A 23,539-nucleotide genomic window follows, 5' to 3' on the forward strand; every position below is an offset into this window, starting at 1 on the left:
CCAAATTAAAAGGAGGAATTAAAAATGACAAAATTATTTAGAAACTCACTAAAGATAACAGCTTTGATTTTGATGATTTTAACCGTATTTAGCTTTTCTGTATTTGCTGTTGATGGTAGAGAGGTGATGGAAAGGGTAGATGAACGTGATACCGGAGATGCCAGACATGCTCTGATGGGAATGGATTTGATTGATGAATCTGGAGATGTGAGATCCAGGGTTATAGAGACCTGGTCAAAAACAGCCGATCAGGAGCTTGATTTAGATAAAACCATAATGGTGTTCCATGAGCCCTCTTCTGTTAGAAACACCCGTTTTTTACAGGAAGAGGTTGATGGTGATGATGATAACCAGTGGATATATTTACCTGATTTAGGTAGGGTAAGAAGAATTTCTGGTTCTCAGGGTGAAGACTCTTTTATGGGTTCTGATTTTACCTATGATGATATGAAATCTAGAGAACTTGATGATTTTGAATATGAGCTTTTAGGTGAAGAAGAACTCGGTGAATATGATACCTATGTTGTAGAGGCAATTCCAATCAACCCGGAAGAAGAACAGTACAAAAAGACCATTTCCTGGGTTACTAAAGAACATTATATCCCTGTTAAAGTAGAGATGTATGATCATGATACTGGTGATTTATATAAAGAGATGACTGTAGAGCATAATATAGAAAAGATTGATGGAATCTGGACTGTTTTTTCTACAACCATGAAAGATTTAGATTCTGGCCACAGTACCCGTCTTTATGTACAGGAAAGAGACGGAGAACCTCTGATAGAATATAATGTAGATATAAGTGATCAGAGATTTACTCAGCAGTTTTTAAGAACAGGTCGGTAAACTTAGATTGAAATAAAATTTGCTTTAAGATAGTTAAGTCCAAGGAGGGTCAAAAAAATGCTAAAAAAAGATAAAATGATACTGCTATTACTGCTGATTTTTGTGCTAAGCTTTTCTTTTTCCACAGCAGCTTTTGGAGGTGGATTTTATACTCAGGATACTCAGGTAACATTGGAAGGAGATATTTATCCAGAATTTAGAATCTTTAGTGATAGTGGTGATATAGAGGAAAACTTAAGGGGTAAGCTGGATATTGCTTATCCTGGATCAACCCATGAATTTAATGTACTGCTCAATTACCAAATAGGTGCTGCAGAAGAGATAGATTTTGCTGAAGCATATTACAGGTATTATGGAGAACAGTATGAAATATTGATCGGAAAAAACAGATTGGTCTGGGGTGAAGGTGATCAGGTCCATGTAGTTGATCATATTAATCCAGAGGATTTAAGTGACTTTATTAATCCTGATTATTTAGATAGGCAGGTTGGTGAAGAAATGATTAAAATTGACCGCTATTTTAGAGGTGGTAATGCCAATTTAGAGTTCGTCTATACTCCTGATTTTAATGGTAATCGGCTGGCAAATGATCCTGACAGTCCTTTAGGCAATTGGATTATCAATCCTTTTGCAGCAGAAATAACTTTTGCAGAGATATTAGATAATACTGCTTACAGGAGTGAAAAGGAAATACTAGATAGGGTGGAATCCTCAATTCAGGATGAAGACCATCAGTTTGCCCTTCGCTTTACAGATAGCCGTGGTGGAACAGATTATGGTTTCAGTTATTATAAAGGTTATTTAAGAGAGCCAAGTTATGATAAGGCTGCTATTAATAGACTTAGAACTGCTTTGGATCAAAATGGTTTTGATCAAAGTGAATTTGAGGCAGAACTTGATGCGGCTGACATCCACTATGATGAGGTAGATGCATTTGGTTTTGAGATGGCCAGGGTTATCGGTGATATTAACAGTCGTTTTGAGTTAGCCTATTTAAGAACAGATGACAGCTCTGGTGATGATCCTCTAACCAGAAATAATCGAATAGGCTGGGTAGTCGGTGGAGACAGAAATCTTCCTTATAATAATCTGAATTTAAATATTCAGTTTACCGGTGAAAAAATACTTGATGATGATGCAATCGGAAATAATGAACTGCATATAGATTATGATGAAGATGGTGACTATACAACCCACCGGGCCATAGTTAAGCTTGAAGACAGCTATCAGAATGAAAGGATAATTCCCCAGTTAACCTGGATCTATAACTTCAATGATAATGACTACAGTTTAGAAGCAGCTGTTGATTATGAACTACAGCAGGATCTAGAACTGCAGTTATCTCATAAGATCTTTAGGGGAGATGAAGATACTACCTTTGGCCAATTTGAAGACAATGATTTTACTTCAATTGCTTTAAAATATAGTTTTTAAACAGCTTTTTTAAAAAGCAATATATTTGGCTGATATTAGCTGGCTAAAAAAATAATTATGGGCCATAATAAAATAACTCTCCTGTAATTGTAAAATAGTTGACAATTATATAGTGAATAGTTATAATAGTTTTGTGAACTTTTTTTTAAAAATTATAAATAAAGTTGAATAGCAGGAGGTGAACTACTTAATATGGCTCATGTAATTAATGATGATTGCATTCTTTGCGGTGCCTGTGCACCTGAATGTCCTGTTGACTGTATTAGCGAAGGTGATACTAAATACGAAATTGATGCTGACGAATGTATCGATTGTGCAGCATGTGTATCTGTTTGTCCTGTCGATGCTATTAGTCAAGCTTAAACCATTTTTAGAAGCCGGAGTATTTGCTCCGGTCTTTTTCTTTATTAGATATTGAATTTATCTTTAAATAATGGAGTGGTAATTTTTGGGAGCAATAATTAAAGCAGGATTTGATTATTTTTTAGAGAATTGTTAATAATGTAGAGAAAAAAATTGAAAAAATATAAATTAGTACGGATTTTAAATAAGGAGATGAAGCTTGAATGCAGGAATTAAAAAAGGTTGATCCTGAAATTGCAGCAATAATTTCAGAAGAGGATAAAAGGCAGGTTCAAAATATTGAACTTATTGCCTCGGAAAATTTTGTTAGTTCAGCTGTTATGGAAGCAGCTGGGTCAGTTTTAACAAACAAGTATGCAGAAGGTTATCCCGGGAAAAGATATTATGGTGGCTGTGAAGTAATCGATAAGGCAGAAGAACTAGCAATAGAGCGAGCTAAAGAATTATTTAATGCAGAACATGCAAATGTGCAACCACATTCTGGCTCACAGGCAAATCAGGCAGTTTATTTTGCCCATGTACCTCTAGGTGGTACGATTTTGGCGATGGACCTCACCCATGGCGGACATTTAACCCATGGTAGCCCGGTTAATATGTCAGGTGAATACTATAATTTCGTTCATTATGGTGTTACTAAAGATAAGGAAATTATAGATTACGAACAGGTAAGAACACTGGCCAAAGAACATAAGCCGGATATGATAGTTGCAGGAGCAAGTGCCTATTCGAAGGTAATTAACTTTAATGCTTTTAGAGAAATAGCTGATGAAGTTGGTGCATTATTTACAGTAGATATGGCCCATATTGCAGGGCTTGTTGCAGCAGATCTGCATCCTAACCCTGTTCCGGTGGCTGACTTTGTTACAACTACAACCCATAAGACCTTAAGAGGAACCAGAGGTGGAATGATCCTCTGTAAAAAAGAATATGCAAAATCAATCGATAAAGCTATATTTCCTGGTCTGCAGGGTGGCCCTCTGATGCATATTATTGCAGCTAAGGCAGTTTCTTTTAAAGAAGCATTAACAGATGATTTTATAAAATATCAACAGCAGATCATTAATAATGCCAGAGTACTTGCTGAAGAAATAAGCAGTTATGGAATGAGAATTGTTTCCGGAGGAACCGAAAATCATATGATGTTGGTAGATTTAACTAATATGGAAATCACCGGCAAAGAAGCAGAAGAGGCTTTAGATAAAGTCGGTATAACTGTTAATAAAAATACAATTCCATTTGAAACTAGAAGTCCTTTTGTTACAAGTGGAATTAGAATTGGAACCCCAGCAGTTACAAGCCAGGGAATGAAAGAAAAAGATATGAAAAAAGTAGCAGAATATATTTTTGAGGCACTAAAAAATATTAAAGATGAAGAAAAATTAAAAGAGATGAAAAAAGAAGTACATGCTTTCTCAGCTCAATTTAAAATGAACTAAAAAGCAAAAAAATTCAATCTCTAATGAGCCGGGGAGACCCGGCTATTTTTATAATAGAAGGTGGTAAAAATGAATATAAAATTAATATCTTTTGATTTAGATGGAACCCTTTTAAATGATCAGCATCAGCTACATGAAAAAACTATTGAAGCTGTTCAGGCAATCCGCCAAAAGGGGATAAAAACTTTAATTGCTACAGGTAGAATGTATATTTCTGCTAAACCATATGTAAATTCTTTAGAAATGAAAGACCCGGTTATTACCTATAATGGTGCTTTAGTGATGAATCCGCTTTTAGATCAAGAAATTTATCACTCCCCAATCCCCTTAGATATTGCCAAAGATATCAGCAAAAGGTTAAAAGAAGGGAATTATTATTTACAGACTTTTCTCGATGACACACTTTATGTTGCTGAAAAAAATGATTTCACCCTTAAATATGAAAATATTGCCGGGGTAGAAGCTCAGGTTGTAGGTGATCTGACGGAGTTCATGGATAAAGGACCCACTAAAATGTTGATTATTGAAGAAGATGAAAGTGTTCAAATAGAAATTCAAAATTTTCTTTTAGATAATTTTTCTGATGAAATTGAAATTACTTCTTCTTATCCTTCTTTTCTTGAAATAACTAAAAAAGGTATTTCTAAAGCAGTTCCTTTAAAAAAATATGCTGAAGAAAACAACTTAAAAAAAGAAGAAATAATGGCTTTTGGAGATGGATTAAATGATTTAAAAATGATAGAGTGGGCTGGACAGGGAATAGCAATGGAAAATGCTCATCCTGGGTTAAGAGAAGCAGCTGATGATATTGCTCAAAATAATAATCAGCTCGGTGTAGCCAGATATTTAAATGATAAATTTGATTTAGCTTTAGAGATAGAAGCAGAAGTTGAGAAAGAAAAAAACTAAAATTGCTGTTATTCTAAAATAGAAGCTAAATATGTTATAATTAAATTAAGTTTAAAGTTTTCTCAGGAGGGGTTTTTATTGGAAATATTCTCTGTCTTAAAATATACTTTCAAAAAGTTTTATGAACACCTATTTAAACTTTTTATTTTAGGAATGAGCTGGTTTATATTAACTTTACTGCTGTTACTGGTGGTTATAATTTCTATTACAACTGGCTGGTATATTATTTTGCCTATACCACTGCTTTTATTAGGCCCTCTGTTTTTAACTGCTCTTTATGGGGTTAATCAACTTTTAGAATATCGAGAGTATTCTTTAAAGGTGTTATTAAGTTATTTTAAAAATAATTTTTGGCGGGGATTTTTAGCCTGTATTTTTAGTATAGTTATTTATCTGATCCTATTATTTGATATACGCTTTTTTATTCTGCAGGGCCAACATAATACCTGGTTTTTAGCTTTCGCCTTTTTATTTGGCTATTTGTTAATTTATTTTTCTATTTATGAGGCTTATTTATGGGGTATGTTAGTTATTCAGCCTGAAAAAAGTCTTAAAGATATTTTTAAAAATGCAATTGTATTAAGCCTTGACAATATTGTTTTTTCTTTGGTCTGGTTTTTAGCATTATTTTCAATTTCATTTTTATTATTAATGATCGGAATCGGACTGCCGACAGCTTTTATCGGTATTATCGGGACTTTGATTTTAAAAGGCAATAAAGAAATGCTGGCAAAATATTAATTTTAGTTAATCTGAGGGGGATTTGGGGATGAAAGAATATTATCTTGGTCTAGATTTAGGTGGCACAAAAATATTAACCGGTTTAGCTGATAAAAATGGCAAAATTTTAGCCCGTTCACGTAAAGATACTGAGGCAAAATATGGTGAAGAAAAAATTATAGCCAATATGGTTGAGAGTATAGAAGATGTTTTAGCAAAAACAGAACTTAAAGCAGAAGATATCAAATGTCTTGGCATCGGAAGCCCTGGTCCTTTAGATGCTAAAAAAGGAATAATTATAGAGAATTCTAATTTGCCCTGGAAAAATGTTGCTATTGTTGACAGAATTGAAAAAGAAGTTGGAATTAAAACTTTGTTAAAAAATGATGCTAATGCTGCAGCTTTAGGTGAAAAATGGTTTGGAGCAGGTAGAAAAGTAAAAAATTTAGTTTATATTACCATTTCAACCGGTGTTGGTGGAGGAGCTATAATCAATCAGGAATTATTTACTGGAGTTAATGATAATGCCTGTGAAATCGGTCATACCGTAATTGATCCAGATGGGCCTCTCTGTGGATGTGGCAATCATGGCTGTTTAGAAGCTTTTGCTTCTGGAACTGCGATAGGCCGGATGGCTCAGGAGGCAACAGCTGAGGGTAAAAGCAAAAAAATGCTTGATCTGGCAGATAATATTATAGAAGATGTTGATGCTGTTATCTGTGCTCAAGCTGCTTATCAGGGTGATCAGATAGCAAAAGACATCTTTGCTATAGCAGGATTTTATCTTGGGATTGGCCTGGCTAATTTGATAAATATCTTTAATACAGAAATGATAATCTTAGGAGGCGGAGTTATGAAGGCATCTGATCTTTTTTTAGATAAAGCTTTAGAGTTGATGCGGGAAAATGCCCTGGCAGGACCACTAGAAATCGTTGAGATAAGGGAAGCTGAACTTGGTTCTGATATTGGTTTAATGGGAGCTATTGCAGTTGCAATGGAAGACAGGTTGATAAAAAATGGCTGAAGAAGCACACGTACTTGTATTAGATATTTTTAATCGTTTTGATCTTGAAATCAAGGCAGGCCGAAGTGGTATTAAAAATAAAATTACTGTTAGTGATATAAAAAGGCCGGGTATAGAATTAGCAGGTTTTTGGGAGCATTTTTATCCAGAGAGAATTAATTTGATAGGTACAACTGAACTTTCTTTCTTAAGAGGCTTAGATGAAAATGTCTTTATAGAAAGGATAGATGAATATGTTTCTTATGATCCGGTTTGTATTATTGTTGCAAGGGGAGAAGAAATACCAAAATATCTGCTTAAAAGAGCTGAAGATAAAGGAATACCCATTTTGTCAACTAAGATTACTACCACTAGATTTAGCAGTATGCTTTTAAATTATTTAGAAGAAAAGCTGGCTCCTTTAACCGTTATCCATGGAGTTTTAGTAGATATTTATGGAATAGGGGTTTTGATTAAAGGAGAAAGTGGAATCGGTAAAAGTGAAACAGCAATCGAATTGGTTAAACGTGGACATCGCCTGGTAGCAGATGATATAATTGAAATTAAAAAGATTGGAGAACTGCGTTTATCGGGTAGTGCTCCTGAAAATGCCCGCTATTTTTTAGAAATGAGGGGAATAGGAATAATCAATGTTAAAACCCTTTTTGGGGCTGGAGCTGTTAAACATGATTCACCAATAAATCTGGCAGTTCGGCTTGAAAAATGGGTGGAAGGATATGATTACGAAAGATTGGGCTTAGATGATCACAAAACAGAAATTATGGGTCTAGAGATAGACGAGATTGTTATTCCTGTTAAACCGGGTCGTAATCTGGCCCTGGTACTTGAGGTTGCGGCAATGAATTATAGGATGAAAACGATGGGTTACAATGCGGCTGTAGATTTTACAGAAAATATTATGAAAAAATAATCTAAACAGCAGAGGTGATTAAAATTGACTTTACTTAGCAGAAAAATCTGGCAAATAATAATCTTATTATCAATCCTCATTTTCCTGATTTCTTTTTTGATGACAGCTGTTTCAGCAGCTGAATATCGAGTTGTTTTTAATCACCTTGATGCTCGTGGAGATGACTTTGGCCCAGGAGATTATGAATATCCTTTAAATCATATTTTCCATCAGGCTGATAATCTTTTTGATATCCAGGCTTTAACAATTTTCGAATCAGAGCACAGTTATCGTTTTCGCTTTTCTTTTGGAAATTTGACTGATCCCTGGGATTCAGAATATGGGTTTTCACTACCTTTAATAGAAATCTATCTTGATAATCAGAGTTCAGGAGCCGATCAGCCTTTTCATGAAGGTGCTAACATATCTTTTTCTGATGATTTTAAGTGGAATAAATTTTTGAAAATTAGCGGCTGGTGGGCCAGACTTTATACACCAGAAAGTGAAGAAGAATTTCTTAACTTAAATGAACTGGCCCTTGATGATAAACACCAGGCCCAAAGTGCAGAAATTATTAGAGATGATAATGATCTGTATTTAACTTTAGCTAAAAGTGAGCTTGGTTCATTAGATGACAGTTCAATTGTGCTGCTTGTTGGCAGCTTTGATCCTTTTGGTTATGATTATTACAGAGATCTTTCGCGGCGGAGGCAGCTCTGGAAGATTTATACAGAAACAGACTTAGATCTAGCTAAAGCACCTCGAGTTATGGATATTTTAACTCCAGGTCCTTACAGTCAGCGAGATATTTTAGATAATGAGCTGGCAGAAGTACCGGCAATAAGGGTCAAACCTCCTCTACCTACGCGAAGGAGAGGATTAATAGAATTTTTTATGATTGAAAACTTATTGATTGTATTTGCTTTTCTAATTTATCTTGTATTGATAAAGGTAATTGTTCATAAATTTGAATATAAAAAATAATATCAGTTTAGTTTGATTTGAGGTGAGAAGATGAGAGATACTCCAATTAAATTTGCTAAAAATATATTAAAAGATGTTTCCCGAAGCTTTGCTTTGACCATTCCCATGCTCGATAAGATCATTAAAGATGAGGTGCTTGTTAATTATCTTCAGGATAGGATTCTTGATAACTTTGAAGATGAAATTCAACCTCCAGATCTTAAGTTACAAAAGAGGATGATGGATAAGGTAAGCAGAATATTTTCACCTGAAGATTATGATCGTCAGGAAGATTTTAAAGAAATTAAAGCTAAAAGTGCTTTAATTAAGGATGCAGATTTATCTCGCTTAAATTATAATATTGATATAATTTATCAGGCATATCAAAGCTTCGACTTAGAAACTCAAAAAATATCACATAAGTGGCTGCAGGAAATGAAGCTGGGAATGCAAAAATATTTGACTAAAACGGTAGAAAACTTTACAGAACTGGATGAATATTGTTATTATGTAGCTGGAACGGTTGGTGGTTTTTTGACTGAGCTGATCATCTACAAATTAGATTTTGCTGCAGAAGATAAAGAGATTTTGCTGGATAATTTTAATGAGGCCGGTCTATTTTTACAAAAAGTTAATCTGATCAGGGATATCAAAGATGATTTAGAAAATAGAGAAAAACACTTCTGGCCTTTAAAGGAATTAAATATTACAGAAGAAGAACTGCTCAACAGAGAAAATGAATCTAGGGTGATGGAAGCTTTAGATAAAATGCTGGATGATTTACTCAAACATACAGCAGCTTTAAAAAAATACTATCATGCTCTACCACAAAGTTTGAGCGGCTATAAGAAGTTCTTTGCAGTTAATAATGCTCTTGGCTTAGCTACGGTTGAGAAATTACGGGATAATACAGCTGTTTTTTATGGTGATAAAGCTGTTAAGGTTTCTAAATTAGCCTTTGCCAATATTTTGCGAGCACCAGAGAAATATTTTTTAAAATATTGTTCTAAATACATAACAGACTAAATAATTATGGCAATTGGAGCTGTACCATAAATTGAAAGGAGCTAAACTTTAAAAATGGATTTTTTATTGATCACAGGTATGTCAGGAGCTGGCAAATCACTTGCTTTAAATCATTTTGAGGATAGAGGCTATTTTTGTGTTGATAATTTACCACCTGCTTTAATTTCTAAGTTTGCAGAAATTTGTCTGCAGTCTGATCTAGAAAAAATTGCCCTTGTCAGTGATATTAGAGGCAGAGAGTTTTTTAATGATCTTTTTGCAGAGCTGGGAAAATTAGAAAAACTTGAATTAGATTATAATATATTATTTTTAGAAGCTTCTGATGATATTTTAATAAGACGATATAAAGAAAGCAGAAGACGTCATCCCCTTGATAAAGAAGGAAGAGTTCTTGATGCTATTCAGCAGGAGAGAAAAATCCTTGAAGAGCTTAGAGGACGGGCAAGTAAGGTTATTGATACAGGAGAATTAAAAATTGCAGAACTTCAGGAGGAACTAGATAATCTTTATATCAGTCAGGATCAAAAAAGTTATTTGCAGATTAGTTTAATTTCTTTTGGCTTTAAATATGGTATACCGCTTGATGCTGATCTGGTTTTTGATGTACGCTTTCTGGCCAACCCATATTATGTAGAATCACTAAAAGAAAAAACAGGTGAGGACAAAGTTGTACAGGATTATATATTGAAATGGCCGATTACCGAAAAGTTTTATGAGAAATTTTTTGATTTAATTAAATTTTTGATTCCCGAATATAAAAATGAGGGCAAAAGTCATCTCGCTATAGCAATTGGCTGTACAGGAGGAAAACATAGATCTGTTACAACGGTTTTAAAATTATCAGAAGTTTTAGCAGAACAGGATTTAAACTATAATATAGAACATCGTGATATAGATAAATAAGATTAAGGTTAATTTATCTTAATAAAGGAAGTGTAATTATGAACCTGCCTAAATGGTTTTTTCCAGGTTTGGGTGTTAAAAGATGGTTTATTTTGATGATTTTTGCTTTTACTTTAATAAGTATTGGCATAACACCATTATTAGGTTTTGACCTAGGTGTTTTTGTAACTGAATATTTAACATTTCATTTAAATAATTTAATTGGAGAAGGTACAGAAATCGCCCTGAAATCTATCGCAGTGATAATGGTTGTTGGGGGATTATTTACTATATACTATTCTTTGATTAAAATAAGAGCTGAACTTAATACCCATATAACACCACATTCAGAGATTTTAGACCTTTTATATGAAAAAAGGCGCTCAAACAAAGGTCCAGAAATTGTTGCTTTTGGTGGAGGGACTGGTTTAGCTAATTTGTTAAGAGGGTTGAAAAAAAATAGCGATAATTTGACAGCAGTTGTCACTGTTGCAGATGATGGAGGTAGTTCTGGGCGCTTAAGAGATGAAATGGGTATATTGCCTCCTGGTGATATTCGCAACTGTCTGGTAGCTTTAGCTGACCGGGAACCGCTGATGGAAAAATTATTTCAGCACCGCTTTAAATCAAATGGTGGTCTGGAGGGCCATAGTTTTGGCAACCTATATATAGCTGCAATGACAGAGGTTTTAGGTGATTTTGAAGAGGCTGTACTTGCTTCCAGTAAAGTTCTAGCAATTAGAGGTAAGGTATTAGCTGCAACAAATGAAAATATTAAATTGGGTGCTGTTTATGAAGATCAGGAAAAAAGAATTGGTGAATCCGCAATCCCTGCCGATAACAAAAAGATTGAAAGAGTATTTTTAACACCTGAAAATCCTAAAACAACTCCTGAAGTAAAAGCAGCAATTGCTGGAGCAGATGTTATAGTAATCGGCCCTGGTAGTCTATATACCAGTATTTTACCCAATTTACTGGTTGAAGGGATCGCAGATGCTATCAGAGAGAGTGATGCTTTAAAAATATATATTTGCAATGTGATGACCCAGGCCGGTGAAACTGATGGTTATACAGCTGCTGATCATGCTAAAGCAATTATAGATCACTGTGGAGAAGGAATTTTCGATTATATTATTCTTAACAACCAGACAGGAACAAAAGAATTAAGGAAAAAATATGAAGCTGAAGGTGCTTATCCGGTCAAAATAGACCGTAAACGCTTAAAAAAATTAGGTTTAAAAACTATAGAAAAAGATCTTTTGAAAAAAAACAGTTATCTTCGCCATAATCCTGATGCTTTAGCTGAGTTGATCTATAAGCTTAATGCAGAAAAAAAATAATATTATTAAAATTATTAAAGTAGGTGTTTAAAATGTCATTTACTGATCAGGTTAAAGAAGAATTAACCCGAGCAAAAAAGAAAAGTTATCAGGAGCAGCTGGCAGAATTAGCTGCTTTGATAAGAGTTGATGGCTCAATTCAGATATCTAATAAACATCTTTCTTTAAAAGTTAAACTATATCATGGCAATTTAGCCAGGAGGATATATTCGTTGATCAAAGATCGTTTCGGCTTTGATATAGAGATTAGAGTAAGACAGCATAAAAAATTCAACTTAAGTCATAGTTATGATATTATTGTTACACCCCAACCGGGGATTAGAGAATTTTTACTTGAGCTGGGTTTTTTAACTCCTCAAAACAATTTGATTTTTCACATTAAAGAAGAATATTTAGAAAATAGGAAGCTGGCCCAGGCATATTTAAGGGGTATCTTTTTAGCGGGAGGGTCTGTAAATAGTCCCAAAAGTGAATATCACCTTGAATTCCGCTGTGAAAGGGAGAGCCTTGCTGAAGATTTAATTAAATTACTTGCTAAATTTGAGCTGGATGCCCATCAAACTGAGCATAAGGGCTTTTATGTTGTTTATTTCAAAAGCTATGATGAGGTTATAAAGGTTTTAAATATTATTGGAGCCCATCAGGCGATGTTAAAAATGGAAAATGATCATATAGTTAAGCAATTAAAAAATGATGTAAATCGTAGAGTAAATTTTGAAACAGCAAATCTAGAGAAATCTGTTTCTGCAGCTATGGATCAGCTGGAAAATATAAGAATAATTGAGAGAGAAAAAGGTTTGGAGAACTTAAGCCCCAGTTTAAGGGAAATGGCCCAGGTTAGAAGAGAAAATCCCTATGCTTCACTTAAAGAATTAGGTGAGATTCTGGATTTAAGTAAATCAGGTGTAAATCATCGTCTCAGGAGAATTAAAAAAATTGCTGAAAATTTAGCTTGATTTATTTTCAAATGATGATATAATAAACATGAAGGAAAAAATATTCTTAACTAAATAAACTATTACAGCTGATTATTAAGTCAGCTTTGTTTTTGGCTTTATTGGGACATTTTTGTTCCGTTTGGACAAAATCGTTCCAACTCGGAGGCTTAGTTATGAAAAAACTTTTTAAAATTCAAGAAAAATTAGTTCCAGAAATTGTAGAAAGAGCTCAACAGCGTTATAATATACTGAGAGGTATTTATTATAATCAACCTGTTGGCAGAAGAGCACTTGCCAGGATATTAGATCTTAGTGAGAGAAAAATCAGGAATGACCTTGAATTTTTTGAAAAAAATGCTTTTATTACTATTACTCCCTCAGGAACAAGAATAACTAGAATTGGCGAAGAATTTTTGATAGAATTAGATGAATACATAAAAGAATTAAGAAATATTAGCTATTTAGAAAAAAAACTTGAAAATATATTAGGACTTCAAAAGGTTAAACTTGTTAATGGTGCTGTTCCTGCTGATAATATAAAAGTAGAAATCGGTCGAATGGCATCACAGTTATTGAAACAAGAAATCAAAGATGGAGACATTCTTGCTGTAACAGGAGGGACAACCCTGGCCCAGGTGGCCGCTGAAATGACATATAGTCCTGAATCCTATGATATTACAGTTGTACCAGGTAGAGGTGGTCTCGGTGAGAATGTTGAGATCCAGGCAAATACGATTGTAGCACAAATTGCTAAAAAGCTAGGTGGAAGTTATCATCTGCTGCATATACCTGATAATATTGCCCAGGAAAATATCCATCCTTTAATCACAGAACCCAGTATACAAAAGACACTGGAAATTTTGAAGAAAGCAAACATTTTAATTCATGGTGTTGGTACTGCTGAAGACATGGCCGGTCGGCGAGGAATGAACGAAAAAGAAATAAAGGAATTACTGGCAGCCGGTGCTGTTGGTGAAGCCTTTGGATTCTATTTTAACTATCTAGGTGATATAGTTTATTCTACAAGTAGTGTTGGCTTAAACTTGAGTGATTTAAAAGTCATAGAAAAAGTTATAGTCGTGGCTGGTGGAGAAAACAAAGCTGAAGCAATAATAGCAGCTGTCTCTAATGTATACCAGGATATTTTAATAACTGATGAAAATACAGCCAGGAAAATTATCTCTCTTAAGGGGGGTGAGGCCGAAGCAGGGGCTGAATAATTAAATCAGTAATCCATCGAAGTCTTGAAGTTTTGTAATTTAAATTTTGCACAATAAATGTTTAATGTTCCATAATTATAAGGAGGTATTTTAAATGACAAAAAAAGTAGCAATTAATGGTTTTGGAAGAATTGGTAGAGGATTTTTAAGACTTGTAGAAGGTAGAGACGTAGACATGGAAGTAGTAGCAATTAATGACCTGGTAAATGTAGATAACTTAGCTTACTTATTAAAGTATGATTCTGTACATGGACGTTTTGATGGTACAGTAGAAGTTAAAGATGACAATACTTTAGTTGTTAATGGTAAAGAAATTAATGTAACTGCAATTAAAGATCCTGCAGATTTACCATGGGCAGAACATAATATTGATGTTGCAATAGAAGCAACCGGTGTATTCCGTCATAAAGAGCAAGTTATGAAGCACATTGAAGCTGGAGCTAAAAAAGCTATTCTAACAGTTCCTGCGAAAGATGAAATTGATAACACAATTGTACTTGGTGTTAATGATGATGATCTGAAGGATGATGATCTGATTCTTTCTAATGCATCCTGTACTACTAATTGTCTGGCCCCAATGGCTAAAGCATTAAATGATGAGTTTGGTATCAAAAAAGCTCTAATTACTACTGTTCATGGTTATACAACAAGTCAGGCTATCTTAGATATGCCAGCTTCAAAAACTAGAAGAGGTAGAACAGCAGCTGAAAATATTATTCCAACTACAACTGGTGCTGCTATTGCTACAACTAAAGTACTGCCTGAATTAGAAGGCAAAATTGATGGTATGGCTATTCGTGTTCCTGTACCTAATGGCTCCTGTGTTGACGGAGTATTTACTTTAGAAAAAGATGTTACAGTAGAAGAAGTAAATGCAATGTTTAAAGAAAAAGCAGAAGGAGAAATGAAAGGTATCCTTGGCTATACAGAAGAAGAATTAGTTTCCAGAGATATTATGGGACAATTTGAATCTTCAATGATAGATGCTGAGTCCACTATGGTTGTTAATGGAAATATGGTAAAAGTTATTTCCTGGTATGACAATGAACTAAGTTATACCAATAGAGTTATTGACTTAGCTTTAAAAGTATAAATAATTAATACATTTATTTCAGGGTCAGGTTCGCCTGTCCCTGAAATTTTAATGTTAAGTAAATATAAAGGATTTTACTGAAGAATATAAGTGGAGGTGGATTTTAATGTACGATATTAATAAAAAAACATTAAAAGATATGGATTTTAAGGGCAAGAAAGTTTTAGTTAGGGTTGACTTCAATGTTCCGCTTAAAGAAGGTGAAGTGACAGATTCAACTAGAATCAAAGCTGCTCTGCCAACTATTGAATATTTAATTAGAGAAGAAGCAAAGGTGTTATTGATTTCTCATCTTGGGCGTCCTGGTGGAGAGGTAAATGAAGATCTCAGAATGGATGCAGTTGCTAAAGAATTGGCAAACCAATTAAATAAAGAGGTTAAAAAAGCTGATGACTGTATCGGTAAAGAAGTTAAAAAAGCTGCTAATAACCTTGAAAATGGTGAAGTGCTTTTACTGGAAAACAGTCGTTTTTATCCTGGTGAAAAAGCTAATGACCCAGAATTTTCAAAAAAACTGGCTTCTTTAGCAGATCTTTATGTAAATGATGCTTTTGGTGCAGCTCACAGAGCTCATGCTACAACAGTTGGAGTAACTGAATATTTACCATCTGCAGCAGGATTTCTAATGCAGAAAGAATTAAATGCTTTAGGAGAAGTAATGGCAGCTCCAGAAAGTCCTTTTGTTGCAATTATGGGTGGAGCAAAGGTTTCTGATAAAATCGATGTTATTAAAAATTTAATCAATAAAGTTGATATCTTAATCGTTGCCGGTGGAATTGCAAATACATTCTTATTGGCAAAAGGCTATGAAGTTGGAGATTCCCTGGTAGAAGCAGATAAAGTAGATCTTGCCAGAGAACTTATGGCAGAAGCCGAAGAAAAAGGTGTTAACATTGTACTTCCGATAGATGTTGTTATAGCTGATGAATTTTCCAATGATGCTGAAACTCAGGTTGTTAAAGTTGATCAAATTCCAGCCGGCTGGCAGGTATTAGATTGTGGTGGACCGGAAAGTTTAGAACAGTATAAAGAAATTATTAAAAATGCTAAAACTGTTATCTGGAATGGACCACTTGGTGTTTTTGAAATGGAGAAATTTGCCCATGGTACTGTTGAACTGGCAAAAGCTCTGGGTCAATCTGATGCTCATTCAGTAATCGGTGGAGGAGATTCTGCTGCAGCTATCAATCTTGCTGGAGTAGCAGATCAAATGGATCATATTTCTACAGGTGGTGGGGCTTCCTTAATGTTCTTCGAAGGAAAAGAACTACCTGGTGTAGTAGCATTAGATGAAATTGAATAATTAGACATTCCTTATAGAGGGGGAAATAAAATGCGTAAACCATTTATTTGTGGTAACTGGAAAATGAATAAAAATGTTGATCAGGCTAAAGATATGATAGAAAAACTAAAAGCTAAAGTTGCAGATGTAACAGAGGTCGAAATGGGAATCTGCCCAACTGCTCTTGCTTTAACTGCATTTAAAGAAGCTGCAGCAGGTAGTGATATTGTAACTGGAGCACAAAATATTTACTGGGAAGAATCCGGTGCTTATACTGGAGAAATTTCTGCGAAAATGTTAGCTGATAGTGAGATAGAATATACAATCATCGGTCACTCAGAACGCAGAGAAATATTCGGTGAAAGCGATTTTGAAGTAAATAAAAAGGTTCATGCTGCACTTGAAAATGGAGTAAAAGCAATTGTTTGTGTAGGTGAAACTTTAGAAGAAAGAAAAGCAGAAAAAATAGAAGCCAAGGTTAACTTTCAGGTAGATGCTGCTTTAGCTGGATTAAGCGAAGAAGAAATTGCCGAGGTAGTAATTGCCTATGAACCTATCTGGGCGATTGGTACAGGAGAAACTGCTTCTGCAGAAGAAGCAAATAGAGTGATCGGCATAATTAGAGATCACATTAGAGAAAGTTATCCTCAAGCAGCAGAAAAAATTCGTATTCAGTATGGTGGTAGTGTTAAACCACATAATGTTGAAGAAATCATGGCTCAGGAAGAAATTGATGGTGCTTTAGTTGGTGGAGCCAGCCTTAAAGCTGAATCTTTTTCTGAGATAATATTAAAAACAGAAGAAATATATAAATAAATCTAGAGTCTAAGGTTAGAACAAACCTATAAGACAAATAAGTTAATAAGGAGGTTATTTAATGGATAATAATAGACCACTTGCTCTAATCATCATGGATGGAGTAGGTATTAATGAAAATGCAGAAGGAAATGCTGTCTATCAGGCAGATACTCCTTATTTAGATAAACTATCTAAAGAGTATCCCCATTCTATTTTAAAACCATCTGGAGAAGCAGTTGGTCTTCCAGAGGGACAGATGGGTAACTCAGAAGTTGGCCACCTCAATATAGGGGCAGGTCGGATAGTTTATCAGGATTTTACAAGAATCAATAAAGCTGTAGAAAATAAGCAGTTATTGGATAATGAAGCTCTAAAAAAAGCAGTAATGCATGCTAAAGATAATGATGGTGCTCTACACTTAATCGGATTATTATCTGATGGTGGAGTTCACAGTCATATTAAACATCTTTTTGGCCTGATTGAAATGGCTGATCGTGCTGATTTAGATAAAGTATATATTCATCTAATTCTTGATGGTCGTGATACACCACCCTCCAGTGGTACAGGTTATTTAAAAGAGCTGGAAGAAGAAATAGAAGAGGTTGGAGTAGGCAAAATTGCAACAGTTAGCGGTCGTTATTACACGATGGACCGTGACAATCGCTGGGATAGAACTAAAAAAGCTTATGATGCCCTTGTTTTAGGAGAGGGTGTAAAAGCAGAAGATCCAGTTGCTGCTGTAGAAGCATCATATCAAGAAGATGTAGAAGATGAATTCGTTCTGCCAACAGTTATAACTGAAAATGGAGAGCCAGTTGGGACAATGGAAGACCATGATTCTGTGATATTCTTTAACTTTAGGGCAGATAGAGCTCGTCAAATTACAAAAGCTCTTACCATAGATGGTTTTGATAAATTTGAAAGAGCAGCAGAACACCCAAAAGATCTCTATTATGTAACAATGACAGAATATGATGAAGAGTTTGATCTACCGGTTGCATTTGAACCGGTTGAAATAGAAGATGGCCTGGGAGAAGTTTTAAGTCGAGAAGGATTAAAACAGCTCCGGATAGCTGAAACTGAAAAATATGCTCATGTAACATTTTTCTTCAATGGTGGAGTTGAAGAACCAAATAAAAATGAAGATAGAATTTTAATTCCATCTCCCCAGGTTGCAACCTATGAAATGAAACCTGAGATGAGTGCTTATGAGGTAACCGATACACTCTTAGAGAAAATTGAAGCAGATGAGTATGATGTAATAATTCTTAACTATGCAAATGCAGATATGGTAGGTCATACAGGTTACCTTGAGGCAGCTATTAAGGCTGTTGAGGCGGTTGATGAATGTCTTTCAAAAGTAGTTCCTGCTATTATAGAAAAAGGTGGGCAGGCTTTAATTACTGCTGATCACGGTAATGGAGAACAGATGGAAGAACCTGATGGTAGTCCATTTACCGCTCACACTGCAAATCTGGTTCCACTCTATTATGTTGGTGGACCTAAAAATAAAGGGATCGCTTCTGGCAAATTAGCAGATTTAGCTCCAACTATGCTGGAAATTCTCGGTATTGAAAAGCCAGAGAAAATGACCGGTGAATCTCTTTTAATCGATAAAAAATAAAAAATGAAGTTGTTTAATACTTAACTAAAAAGTTAAGTTTATATTAATAAGGAGGTTATTAAATATATGTTTAATACAACAATTGTAGATGTTTATGCAAGAGAAATTCTGGATTCCCGTGGGAACCCAACTGTTGAGGTAGAGGTTGTTTTAGAAGATGGAGTAATGGGTAGAGCTGCTGTACCTTCTGGAGCTTCAACTGGTGCTTATGAAGCAGTAGAATTAAGAGATGGTGGAGACCGTTATCTTGGTAAAGGTGTTTTAAAAGCAGTTGAAAATATTAATGAAATTATCGCTCCAGAAATTATTGGTTATGATGTTAGAAGTCAAATCGAAATTGATAATATTATGTTAGAACTTGATGGTACAGCTAACAAAGGTAAGCTTGGTGCAAATGCTATTTTAGGTGTTTCTATGGCAGTTGCTAAAGCAGCAGCAGAAGCTACCGGTACTTTCCTCTATAACTATATTGGTGGTGCTAAAGCAAATACTCTTCCTGTTCCAATGATGAACATCTTAAATGGTGGGGAACATGCTGATAACAATGTAGATCTGCAGGAATTTATGATTATGCCTGTTGGAGCAGTAAGCTTCCGTGAAGCTCTGCAGATGGGAGCAGAAGTTTATCATAACCTTAAAAAGGTTCTCCAGGATAAAGGTCTTGGTACCGGTGTTGGTGATGAAGGTGGATTTGCACCTGACTTAGATTCAAACGAAGCTGCATTAGAAGTTATTGTAGAAGCTATCGAAGCGGCCGGTTATGAATCAGGCGAAGATTTCTATATAGCTCTTGATCCAGCTGCTACAGAGTTCTATAAAGACGGTAAATATGTTTTAGCTGGTGAAGGTGTAGAAAAAACTTCAGAAGAAATGATTGAGTTCTATGCAGAATTAGCTGACAAATATCCAATTATTTCAATTGAAGATGGACTTGCCGAAGATGACTGGGAAGGTTTTGCCAAGATGACTGCTCAACTTGGTGACCGTATGCAGATTGTTGGAGATGACCTCTATGTTACAAATACCGAAAGACTTTCTAGAGGTATTGAAGAGAATAGCAGTAACTCAATTTTAATTAAGGTTAATCAGATTGGTACTTTAACAGAAACATTAGAAACAATTGAAATGGCTACAAGAGCTGGCTTTACTTCTGTAGTATCTCACCGTTCAGGTGAAACAGAAGATGTTACCATCTCAGACTTAGTAGTAGCTATGAATACTGGTCAGATTAAAACCGGTGCACCTGCTCGTTCAGAAAGAGTAGCTAAGTACAATCAGCTGCTAAGAATCGAAGAAAGTTTAGGCGAAGCCGCTCAGTATGCCGGTAAAGATGCTTTTTATAACTTAAAGTAAGAACTTAATTAATTAAATAGTAATCAACTTGAGGAACAGGAAATTTCCTGTTCTTCTTTTTTTGCTTAAAAATTGATTCCTTAATAGATTTTTTTGTAATTATATGTTATTATTATAATATTATAAATTTCTAAATTGTGTATTAGATTGAATTTGAGTGGAGGTCTTCAGGATGAAAAATAGCTATTTTGATAAAGATTATACTATGGATGAATTAGTAAAAAAATATGAGTTGGAACTGGAGTATCGAATAAATTTTGAGAACCAAATTAACCAAATTACTGAAGCTCTAACTCATTATCAGGAAAATAATATAGATCAAGCTCTGGCTAAGCTTGGAATTACAACAGATATGGATAGAGTATATATTTTTGAGTTTAAAGAAGAATTAAATATAATGGATAATACCTATGAATGGTGTGCAGAGGGTATAACACCCCAAAAAGATTATTTAAGTGATTTAGAAAGCAGCATGTTTCCCTGGTGGATGGATAATTTAAAAGAAAACAAAGCCATTGTTGTTAATGATGTAGAAAAAATCCCACCTGTTGGAACAAATGAACAAAATATATTAAAAGAACAATCTATTAAATCGGTTCTTGTTATCCCGCTTTTTAATGAAGAATTAATAGGGTTTATGGGTTTTGATGATACCCGAAGCACGAGAGAATGGAATCTGGCTGATATAGAGCTTTTAAATGCTGCAGGTAATTTGATTATTTCTTATTGGGATAAAAAAAATAAAACTGATGAATTAAAAGAAAAAAATCGTGAACTTGAAGAAACTGTTAATACAATAATTCAAACCCTTGCTAATATCAGTATAGAAAGAGATCCCTACACTAAAAGACACTCTGTTAGGGTAGAAAGCATTGCCTCTAAAATGGCAGAAAAATTGGGTTTTGATAGTGAGACTGTTAGAATTATTAGAATTGCATCGCTATTACATGATGTAGGTAAGGTAAATGTACCTAAAAGTATCCTCTTTAAACCTGGTCCCTTAACTGAACTGGAATATGAGATGGTCAAAAAACATTCAGAAATGGGCTATGAAATTATAAGCAATATTAAACTTCCGGAAAAGATCAAAGATATAGTCTTACAGCATCATGAAAAAAACGATGGTTCCGGCTACCCAAATAATTTAAAAGCAGATGAAATCTTAATTGAGGCGAAAATTGTTGCTGTTGCTGATGTATTTGAATCGATGATTTCTCATCGTTCTTATCGACCGGCACATGATGTTTCTACAGCAGCAAAGTTTTTAAAAGATAATCGAGGAAATTTATTTGATAAACATGTAGTAGATATCCTTATTGAGATGGTTGAAAACAAAGAAATTGACATTTTAAACTAAGTTAATTTTCAATTAAATAAAGCAATATTAAATTTATTGAAGTTTATGCATTTTTTTCTTGCATAAACTTTTTTTATGCTATATAATCATTATAAACTGACCGGTTAGTCGAGAGGAGTGTCAACAAGTGGGAAATGATACAAAACAGTGTATTTTAAACTCTGCAGTAAAAGTATTTTCAGAAAATAATTATCATGCTGCTTCAATGGCAATGATCGCAGAAGAAGCAGGAGTTAGCAAAGGCACTCTTTACTGGCATTTTGACAGTAAAGAAGAACTCTTTAGAGAAATTGTTTAGTAGTGTACAATAAGTTGTGTAAATAGATTTTTTTCAATAAAAAAAGAGGAATCCTTCTTTGAATGGTTGAAATATTTATTAGCGAAATAAACTCAACCCAAAGGAGGACTCCTCATGAACAGTATACCCGAAAAAAACAGTGATGGTCAAGTTGAATTTCACGATTTAATCATTGAACTCATCAAAAATTTTCTCGAGAATTTCCTCAAGGCTGAATTAACTGAATTTCTAAACTATGAAAAACATGAATACTCAGGTAGAAACTCTGGCAATAGTCGTAATGGATCTTATCTTCGTGATTTCTTAACTCAGTTTGGCAGTATTAAAGGCTTAAATGTTCCTAGAGATAGAAATGGTGAATTCCAAACTGAACTATTCCAACCATATAAACGCTATGATAACTGGCTTGAAGAAGCTATAATAAACATGTATGCTAATGGCCTTTCCACCCGCTATGTAGCTGATTGGATAGAGCAGATGTATGGACAAAAATATAGCCCTACTACTATTAGTAATCTAACTAATGTTGCTCTTGAAGAGGTTAAAAAGTGGAAAGAAAGACCACTTCAAAAACGGTACAGCGTTATTTTTATTGATGGCATGAGCATAAAAGTCAGACGAGATACTGTTGCAAATGAATCTGTATATATTATCATTGGTATCAATGAAGACGGCTATCGTGAAATACTTGATTTCTACATTGGTGCAACTGAATCTGCTGCTTTATGGGAAGAAGTACTAAGTAATTTAAAAGAACGCGGAGTCCAGGAAGTCCTACTAGGTGTTATAGATGGACTCCCAGGACTTAAAGATTCTTTTCTAAAAGTATTCCCTAAAGCGGATGTGCAGCGTTGTATAGTTCATAAAGTGCGTAATACAATAGTCAAAGTTAGAAAAAAAGATACTGATGAAATCGTTAAAGATTTAAAAAAGATCTATAGATCTCCCAGCAGAGAGTTTGCAGAAAAAGCTTTAGAAGAATTTGATTTTAAATGGAGTAAAATCTATCCTAAAGTTACTCAAAGCTGGTACGTAGATAAAGATGAACTATTAACATTTTATAAATATCCAGAAAGCATACATAAAGCCATATACACAACAAACTGGATTGAAAGAGCCAATAAAGAAATCAAAAAAAGATTAAAGCCTATGAATAGTTTGCCTAATGTACAAGCAGCTGAAAAAATAATTTATTTAAAGATTATTGAGTACAACTCAAAATGGTCTGATAGAAAGATGAGAGGATTTTTAGCTGCAAAAGATCAGCTCCATCAACTATTTAAAGAACGATACTGATTTATTTACACAAGATTCTTGACGTTATCAATTGTTTTATCAGGTTTCGATTATTTTAATCAAAAGTTTATAGAAATTGGAAAAGAAGACATAACTGCCGAAGAAAAAGTATATAAAATTATCGATTTTGGAGTTACGACTTTAATAGAAAACTCTCAAATGGCAGATATTCTAAGAAATAATGTCCAGCTGGTAAGTGAAGATTTTCAAAAAAGAATTGAAATAAAACAGATAGAAAGTGTAGAAATTTTCAAGAAGATTGTTGAACAGGGAATTAAAGAAAAAAGTATAAAAAAGTTAAATCCAAGAAATACTGCAGTTATGGTGCTGACCGCCTTATTTACTTCGAATTCAGAATGGTTGATCGATGAAACTCCTGAGAGTGAACAACAGGTAGAATTTATCTATAATTTTTTAATGGATGGTATCCGCAGAAGGGAGAATTAAA

Annotated in this window: 23 protein-coding genes; all 23 read left to right on the plus strand. The window is 34.3% G+C overall.

The window, feature by feature from the left end; translation table 11 throughout:
* Positions 1-24 precede the first annotated feature (24 nt).
* On the plus strand, positions 25-846 hold the full coding sequence (locus HALSA_RS04175; RefSeq protein ID WP_013405366.1) for an outer membrane lipoprotein-sorting protein: 822 nt from the start codon (positions 25-27) through the stop codon (positions 844-846).
* Between the two features lie 57 nt (positions 847-903).
* Positions 904-2,280: a DUF1302 family protein gene (locus HALSA_RS04180; RefSeq protein ID WP_013405367.1), complete on the plus strand. Its 1,377-nt coding sequence runs from the start codon at positions 904-906 to the stop codon at positions 2,278-2,280.
* A gap of 192 nt (positions 2,281-2,472) precedes the next feature.
* The gene (locus HALSA_RS04185; RefSeq protein ID WP_013405368.1) at positions 2,473-2,643 is read left to right on the plus strand and encodes a DUF362 domain-containing protein; all 171 of its coding nucleotides are present in this window, start codon (positions 2,473-2,475) and stop codon (positions 2,641-2,643) included.
* Positions 2,644-2,846: 203 nt separating this feature from the next.
* Positions 2,847-4,079: a serine hydroxymethyltransferase gene (locus HALSA_RS04190; protein WP_013405369.1), complete on the plus strand. Its 1,233-nt coding sequence runs from the start codon at positions 2,847-2,849 to the stop codon at positions 4,077-4,079.
* Between the two features lie 69 nt (positions 4,080-4,148).
* Complete coding sequence (locus HALSA_RS04195; RefSeq protein ID WP_013405370.1) at positions 4,149-4,988, plus strand: Cof-type HAD-IIB family hydrolase; 840 nt, start codon at positions 4,149-4,151, stop codon at positions 4,986-4,988.
* A gap of 78 nt (positions 4,989-5,066) precedes the next feature.
* Positions 5,067-5,729: a YesL family protein gene (locus HALSA_RS04200; protein ID WP_013405371.1), complete on the plus strand. Its 663-nt coding sequence runs from the start codon at positions 5,067-5,069 to the stop codon at positions 5,727-5,729.
* Between the two features lie 28 nt (positions 5,730-5,757).
* Positions 5,758-6,732 (plus strand): ROK family protein, encoded by a 975-nt coding sequence (locus HALSA_RS04205; RefSeq protein WP_013405372.1) that lies wholly within the window; start codon positions 5,758-5,760, stop codon positions 6,730-6,732.
* Positions 6,725-7,642, plus strand: a complete 918-nt coding sequence (gene hprK, locus HALSA_RS04210) for an HPr(Ser) kinase/phosphatase (RefSeq protein WP_013405373.1) — start codon at positions 6,725-6,727, stop codon at positions 7,640-7,642. Before HALSA_RS04205 ends, hprK begins: the two co-directional genes overlap by 8 nt.
* A 24-nt stretch (positions 7,643-7,666) precedes the next feature.
* Positions 7,667-8,605 carry a glucodextranase DOMON-like domain-containing protein gene (locus HALSA_RS04215; RefSeq protein ID WP_013405374.1) on the plus strand — a complete coding sequence of 313 codons (939 nt, stop codon included), beginning with the start codon at positions 7,667-7,669 and terminating at the stop codon, positions 8,603-8,605.
* A gap of 30 nt (positions 8,606-8,635) precedes the next feature.
* Entirely contained in the window at positions 8,636-9,610 is a 975-nt protein-coding gene (locus HALSA_RS04220) for a squalene/phytoene synthase family protein (RefSeq protein ID WP_013405375.1), read from the plus strand.
* Between the two features lie 54 nt (positions 9,611-9,664).
* Positions 9,665-10,513: an RNase adapter RapZ gene (gene rapZ / locus HALSA_RS04225; protein WP_013405376.1), complete on the plus strand. Its 849-nt coding sequence runs from the start codon at positions 9,665-9,667 to the stop codon at positions 10,511-10,513.
* 38 nt (positions 10,514-10,551) lie between these two features.
* Positions 10,552-11,832, plus strand: coding sequence for a gluconeogenesis factor YvcK family protein (locus tag HALSA_RS04230; RefSeq protein ID WP_013405377.1), 1,281 nt, complete (start codon positions 10,552-10,554; stop codon positions 11,830-11,832).
* Between the two features lie 32 nt (positions 11,833-11,864).
* Complete coding sequence (gene whiA / locus HALSA_RS04235) at positions 11,865-12,788, plus strand: DNA-binding protein WhiA (RefSeq protein WP_013405378.1); 924 nt, start codon at positions 11,865-11,867, stop codon at positions 12,786-12,788.
* A 155-nt stretch (positions 12,789-12,943) separates the two neighbouring features.
* The gene (locus HALSA_RS04240) at positions 12,944-13,990 is read left to right on the plus strand and encodes a sugar-binding transcriptional regulator (RefSeq protein WP_013405379.1); all 1,047 of its coding nucleotides are present in this window, start codon (positions 12,944-12,946) and stop codon (positions 13,988-13,990) included.
* Between the two features lie 94 nt (positions 13,991-14,084).
* Entirely contained in the window at positions 14,085-15,083 is a 999-nt protein-coding gene (gene gap / locus HALSA_RS04245) for a type I glyceraldehyde-3-phosphate dehydrogenase (protein WP_013405380.1), read from the plus strand.
* A 115-nt stretch (positions 15,084-15,198) separates the two neighbouring features.
* Complete coding sequence (locus HALSA_RS04250; protein WP_187323470.1) at positions 15,199-16,386, plus strand: phosphoglycerate kinase; 1,188 nt, start codon at positions 15,199-15,201, stop codon at positions 16,384-16,386.
* Positions 16,387-16,416: 30 nt separating this feature from the next.
* Complete coding sequence (gene tpiA / locus HALSA_RS04255) at positions 16,417-17,181, plus strand: triose-phosphate isomerase (protein ID WP_013405382.1); 765 nt, start codon at positions 16,417-16,419, stop codon at positions 17,179-17,181.
* Positions 17,182-17,242: 61 nt separating this feature from the next.
* Positions 17,243-18,787: a 2,3-bisphosphoglycerate-independent phosphoglycerate mutase gene (gene gpmI / locus HALSA_RS04260; protein ID WP_013405383.1), complete on the plus strand. Its 1,545-nt coding sequence runs from the start codon at positions 17,243-17,245 to the stop codon at positions 18,785-18,787.
* 66 nt (positions 18,788-18,853) lie between these two features.
* A complete protein-coding gene (gene eno / locus HALSA_RS04265; RefSeq protein ID WP_013405384.1) occupies positions 18,854-20,140 on the plus strand; it encodes a phosphopyruvate hydratase in 1,287 nt (428 codons plus the stop codon).
* Positions 20,141-20,312: 172 nt separating this feature from the next.
* Complete coding sequence (locus tag HALSA_RS12380) at positions 20,313-21,497, plus strand: HD domain-containing phosphohydrolase (protein ID WP_013405385.1); 1,185 nt, start codon at positions 20,313-20,315, stop codon at positions 21,495-21,497.
* A 127-nt stretch (positions 21,498-21,624) separates the two neighbouring features.
* Positions 21,625-21,795: a TetR/AcrR family transcriptional regulator gene (locus HALSA_RS12605; RefSeq protein WP_013405386.1), complete on the plus strand. Its 171-nt coding sequence runs from the start codon at positions 21,625-21,627 to the stop codon at positions 21,793-21,795.
* A gap of 114 nt (positions 21,796-21,909) precedes the next feature.
* Positions 21,910-23,091 (plus strand): IS256 family transposase, encoded by a 1,182-nt coding sequence (locus HALSA_RS04275; RefSeq protein ID WP_013404695.1) that lies wholly within the window; start codon positions 21,910-21,912, stop codon positions 23,089-23,091.
* Between the two features lie 18 nt (positions 23,092-23,109).
* Entirely contained in the window at positions 23,110-23,538 is a 429-nt protein-coding gene (locus tag HALSA_RS04280; RefSeq protein ID WP_013405387.1) for a TetR-type transcription factor C-terminal domain-containing protein, read from the plus strand.
* Position 23,539 lies beyond the last annotated feature (1 nt).

The sequence above is a fragment of the Halanaerobium hydrogeniformans genome, from assembly GCF_000166415.1.
In the GTDB taxonomy this organism is placed as follows: Bacteria; Bacillota; Halanaerobiia; order Halanaerobiales; family Halanaerobiaceae; genus Halanaerobium; species Halanaerobium hydrogeniformans.

Excerpts from the sequence above, each read along its gene's own strand:
- HALSA_RS04175 (WP_013405366.1), top strand. The coding sequence starts at position 25 with ATGACAAAATTATTTAGAAACTCACTAAAGATAACAGCTTTGATTTTG.
- HALSA_RS04180 (WP_013405367.1), top strand. The coding sequence starts at position 904 with ATGCTAAAAAAAGATAAAATGATACTGCTATTACTGCTGATTTTTGTG.
- HALSA_RS04185 (WP_013405368.1), top strand. The coding sequence starts at position 2,473 with ATGGCTCATGTAATTAATGATGATTGCATTCTTTGCGGTGCCTGTGCA.
- HALSA_RS04190 (WP_013405369.1), top strand. The coding sequence starts at position 2,847 with ATGCAGGAATTAAAAAAGGTTGATCCTGAAATTGCAGCAATAATTTCA.
- HALSA_RS04195 (WP_013405370.1), top strand. The coding sequence starts at position 4,149 with ATGAATATAAAATTAATATCTTTTGATTTAGATGGAACCCTTTTAAAT.
- HALSA_RS04205 (WP_013405372.1), top strand. The coding sequence starts at position 5,758 with ATGAAAGAATATTATCTTGGTCTAGATTTAGGTGGCACAAAAATATTA.
- hprK (WP_013405373.1), top strand. The coding sequence starts at position 6,725 with ATGGCTGAAGAAGCACACGTACTTGTATTAGATATTTTTAATCGTTTT.
- HALSA_RS04220 (WP_013405375.1), top strand. The coding sequence starts at position 8,636 with ATGAGAGATACTCCAATTAAATTTGCTAAAAATATATTAAAAGATGTT.
- rapZ (WP_013405376.1), top strand. The coding sequence starts at position 9,665 with ATGGATTTTTTATTGATCACAGGTATGTCAGGAGCTGGCAAATCACTT.
- HALSA_RS04230 (WP_013405377.1), top strand. The coding sequence starts at position 10,552 with ATGAACCTGCCTAAATGGTTTTTTCCAGGTTTGGGTGTTAAAAGATGG.
- whiA (WP_013405378.1), top strand. The coding sequence starts at position 11,865 with ATGTCATTTACTGATCAGGTTAAAGAAGAATTAACCCGAGCAAAAAAG.
- HALSA_RS04240 (WP_013405379.1), top strand. The coding sequence starts at position 12,944 with ATGAAAAAACTTTTTAAAATTCAAGAAAAATTAGTTCCAGAAATTGTA.
- gap (WP_013405380.1), top strand. The coding sequence starts at position 14,085 with ATGACAAAAAAAGTAGCAATTAATGGTTTTGGAAGAATTGGTAGAGGA.
- tpiA (WP_013405382.1), top strand. The coding sequence starts at position 16,417 with ATGCGTAAACCATTTATTTGTGGTAACTGGAAAATGAATAAAAATGTT.
- gpmI (WP_013405383.1), top strand. The coding sequence starts at position 17,243 with ATGGATAATAATAGACCACTTGCTCTAATCATCATGGATGGAGTAGGT.
- eno (WP_013405384.1), top strand. The coding sequence starts at position 18,854 with ATGTTTAATACAACAATTGTAGATGTTTATGCAAGAGAAATTCTGGAT.
- HALSA_RS12380 (WP_013405385.1), top strand. The coding sequence starts at position 20,313 with ATGAAAAATAGCTATTTTGATAAAGATTATACTATGGATGAATTAGTA.
- HALSA_RS04275 (WP_013404695.1), top strand. The coding sequence starts at position 21,910 with ATGAACAGTATACCCGAAAAAAACAGTGATGGTCAAGTTGAATTTCAC.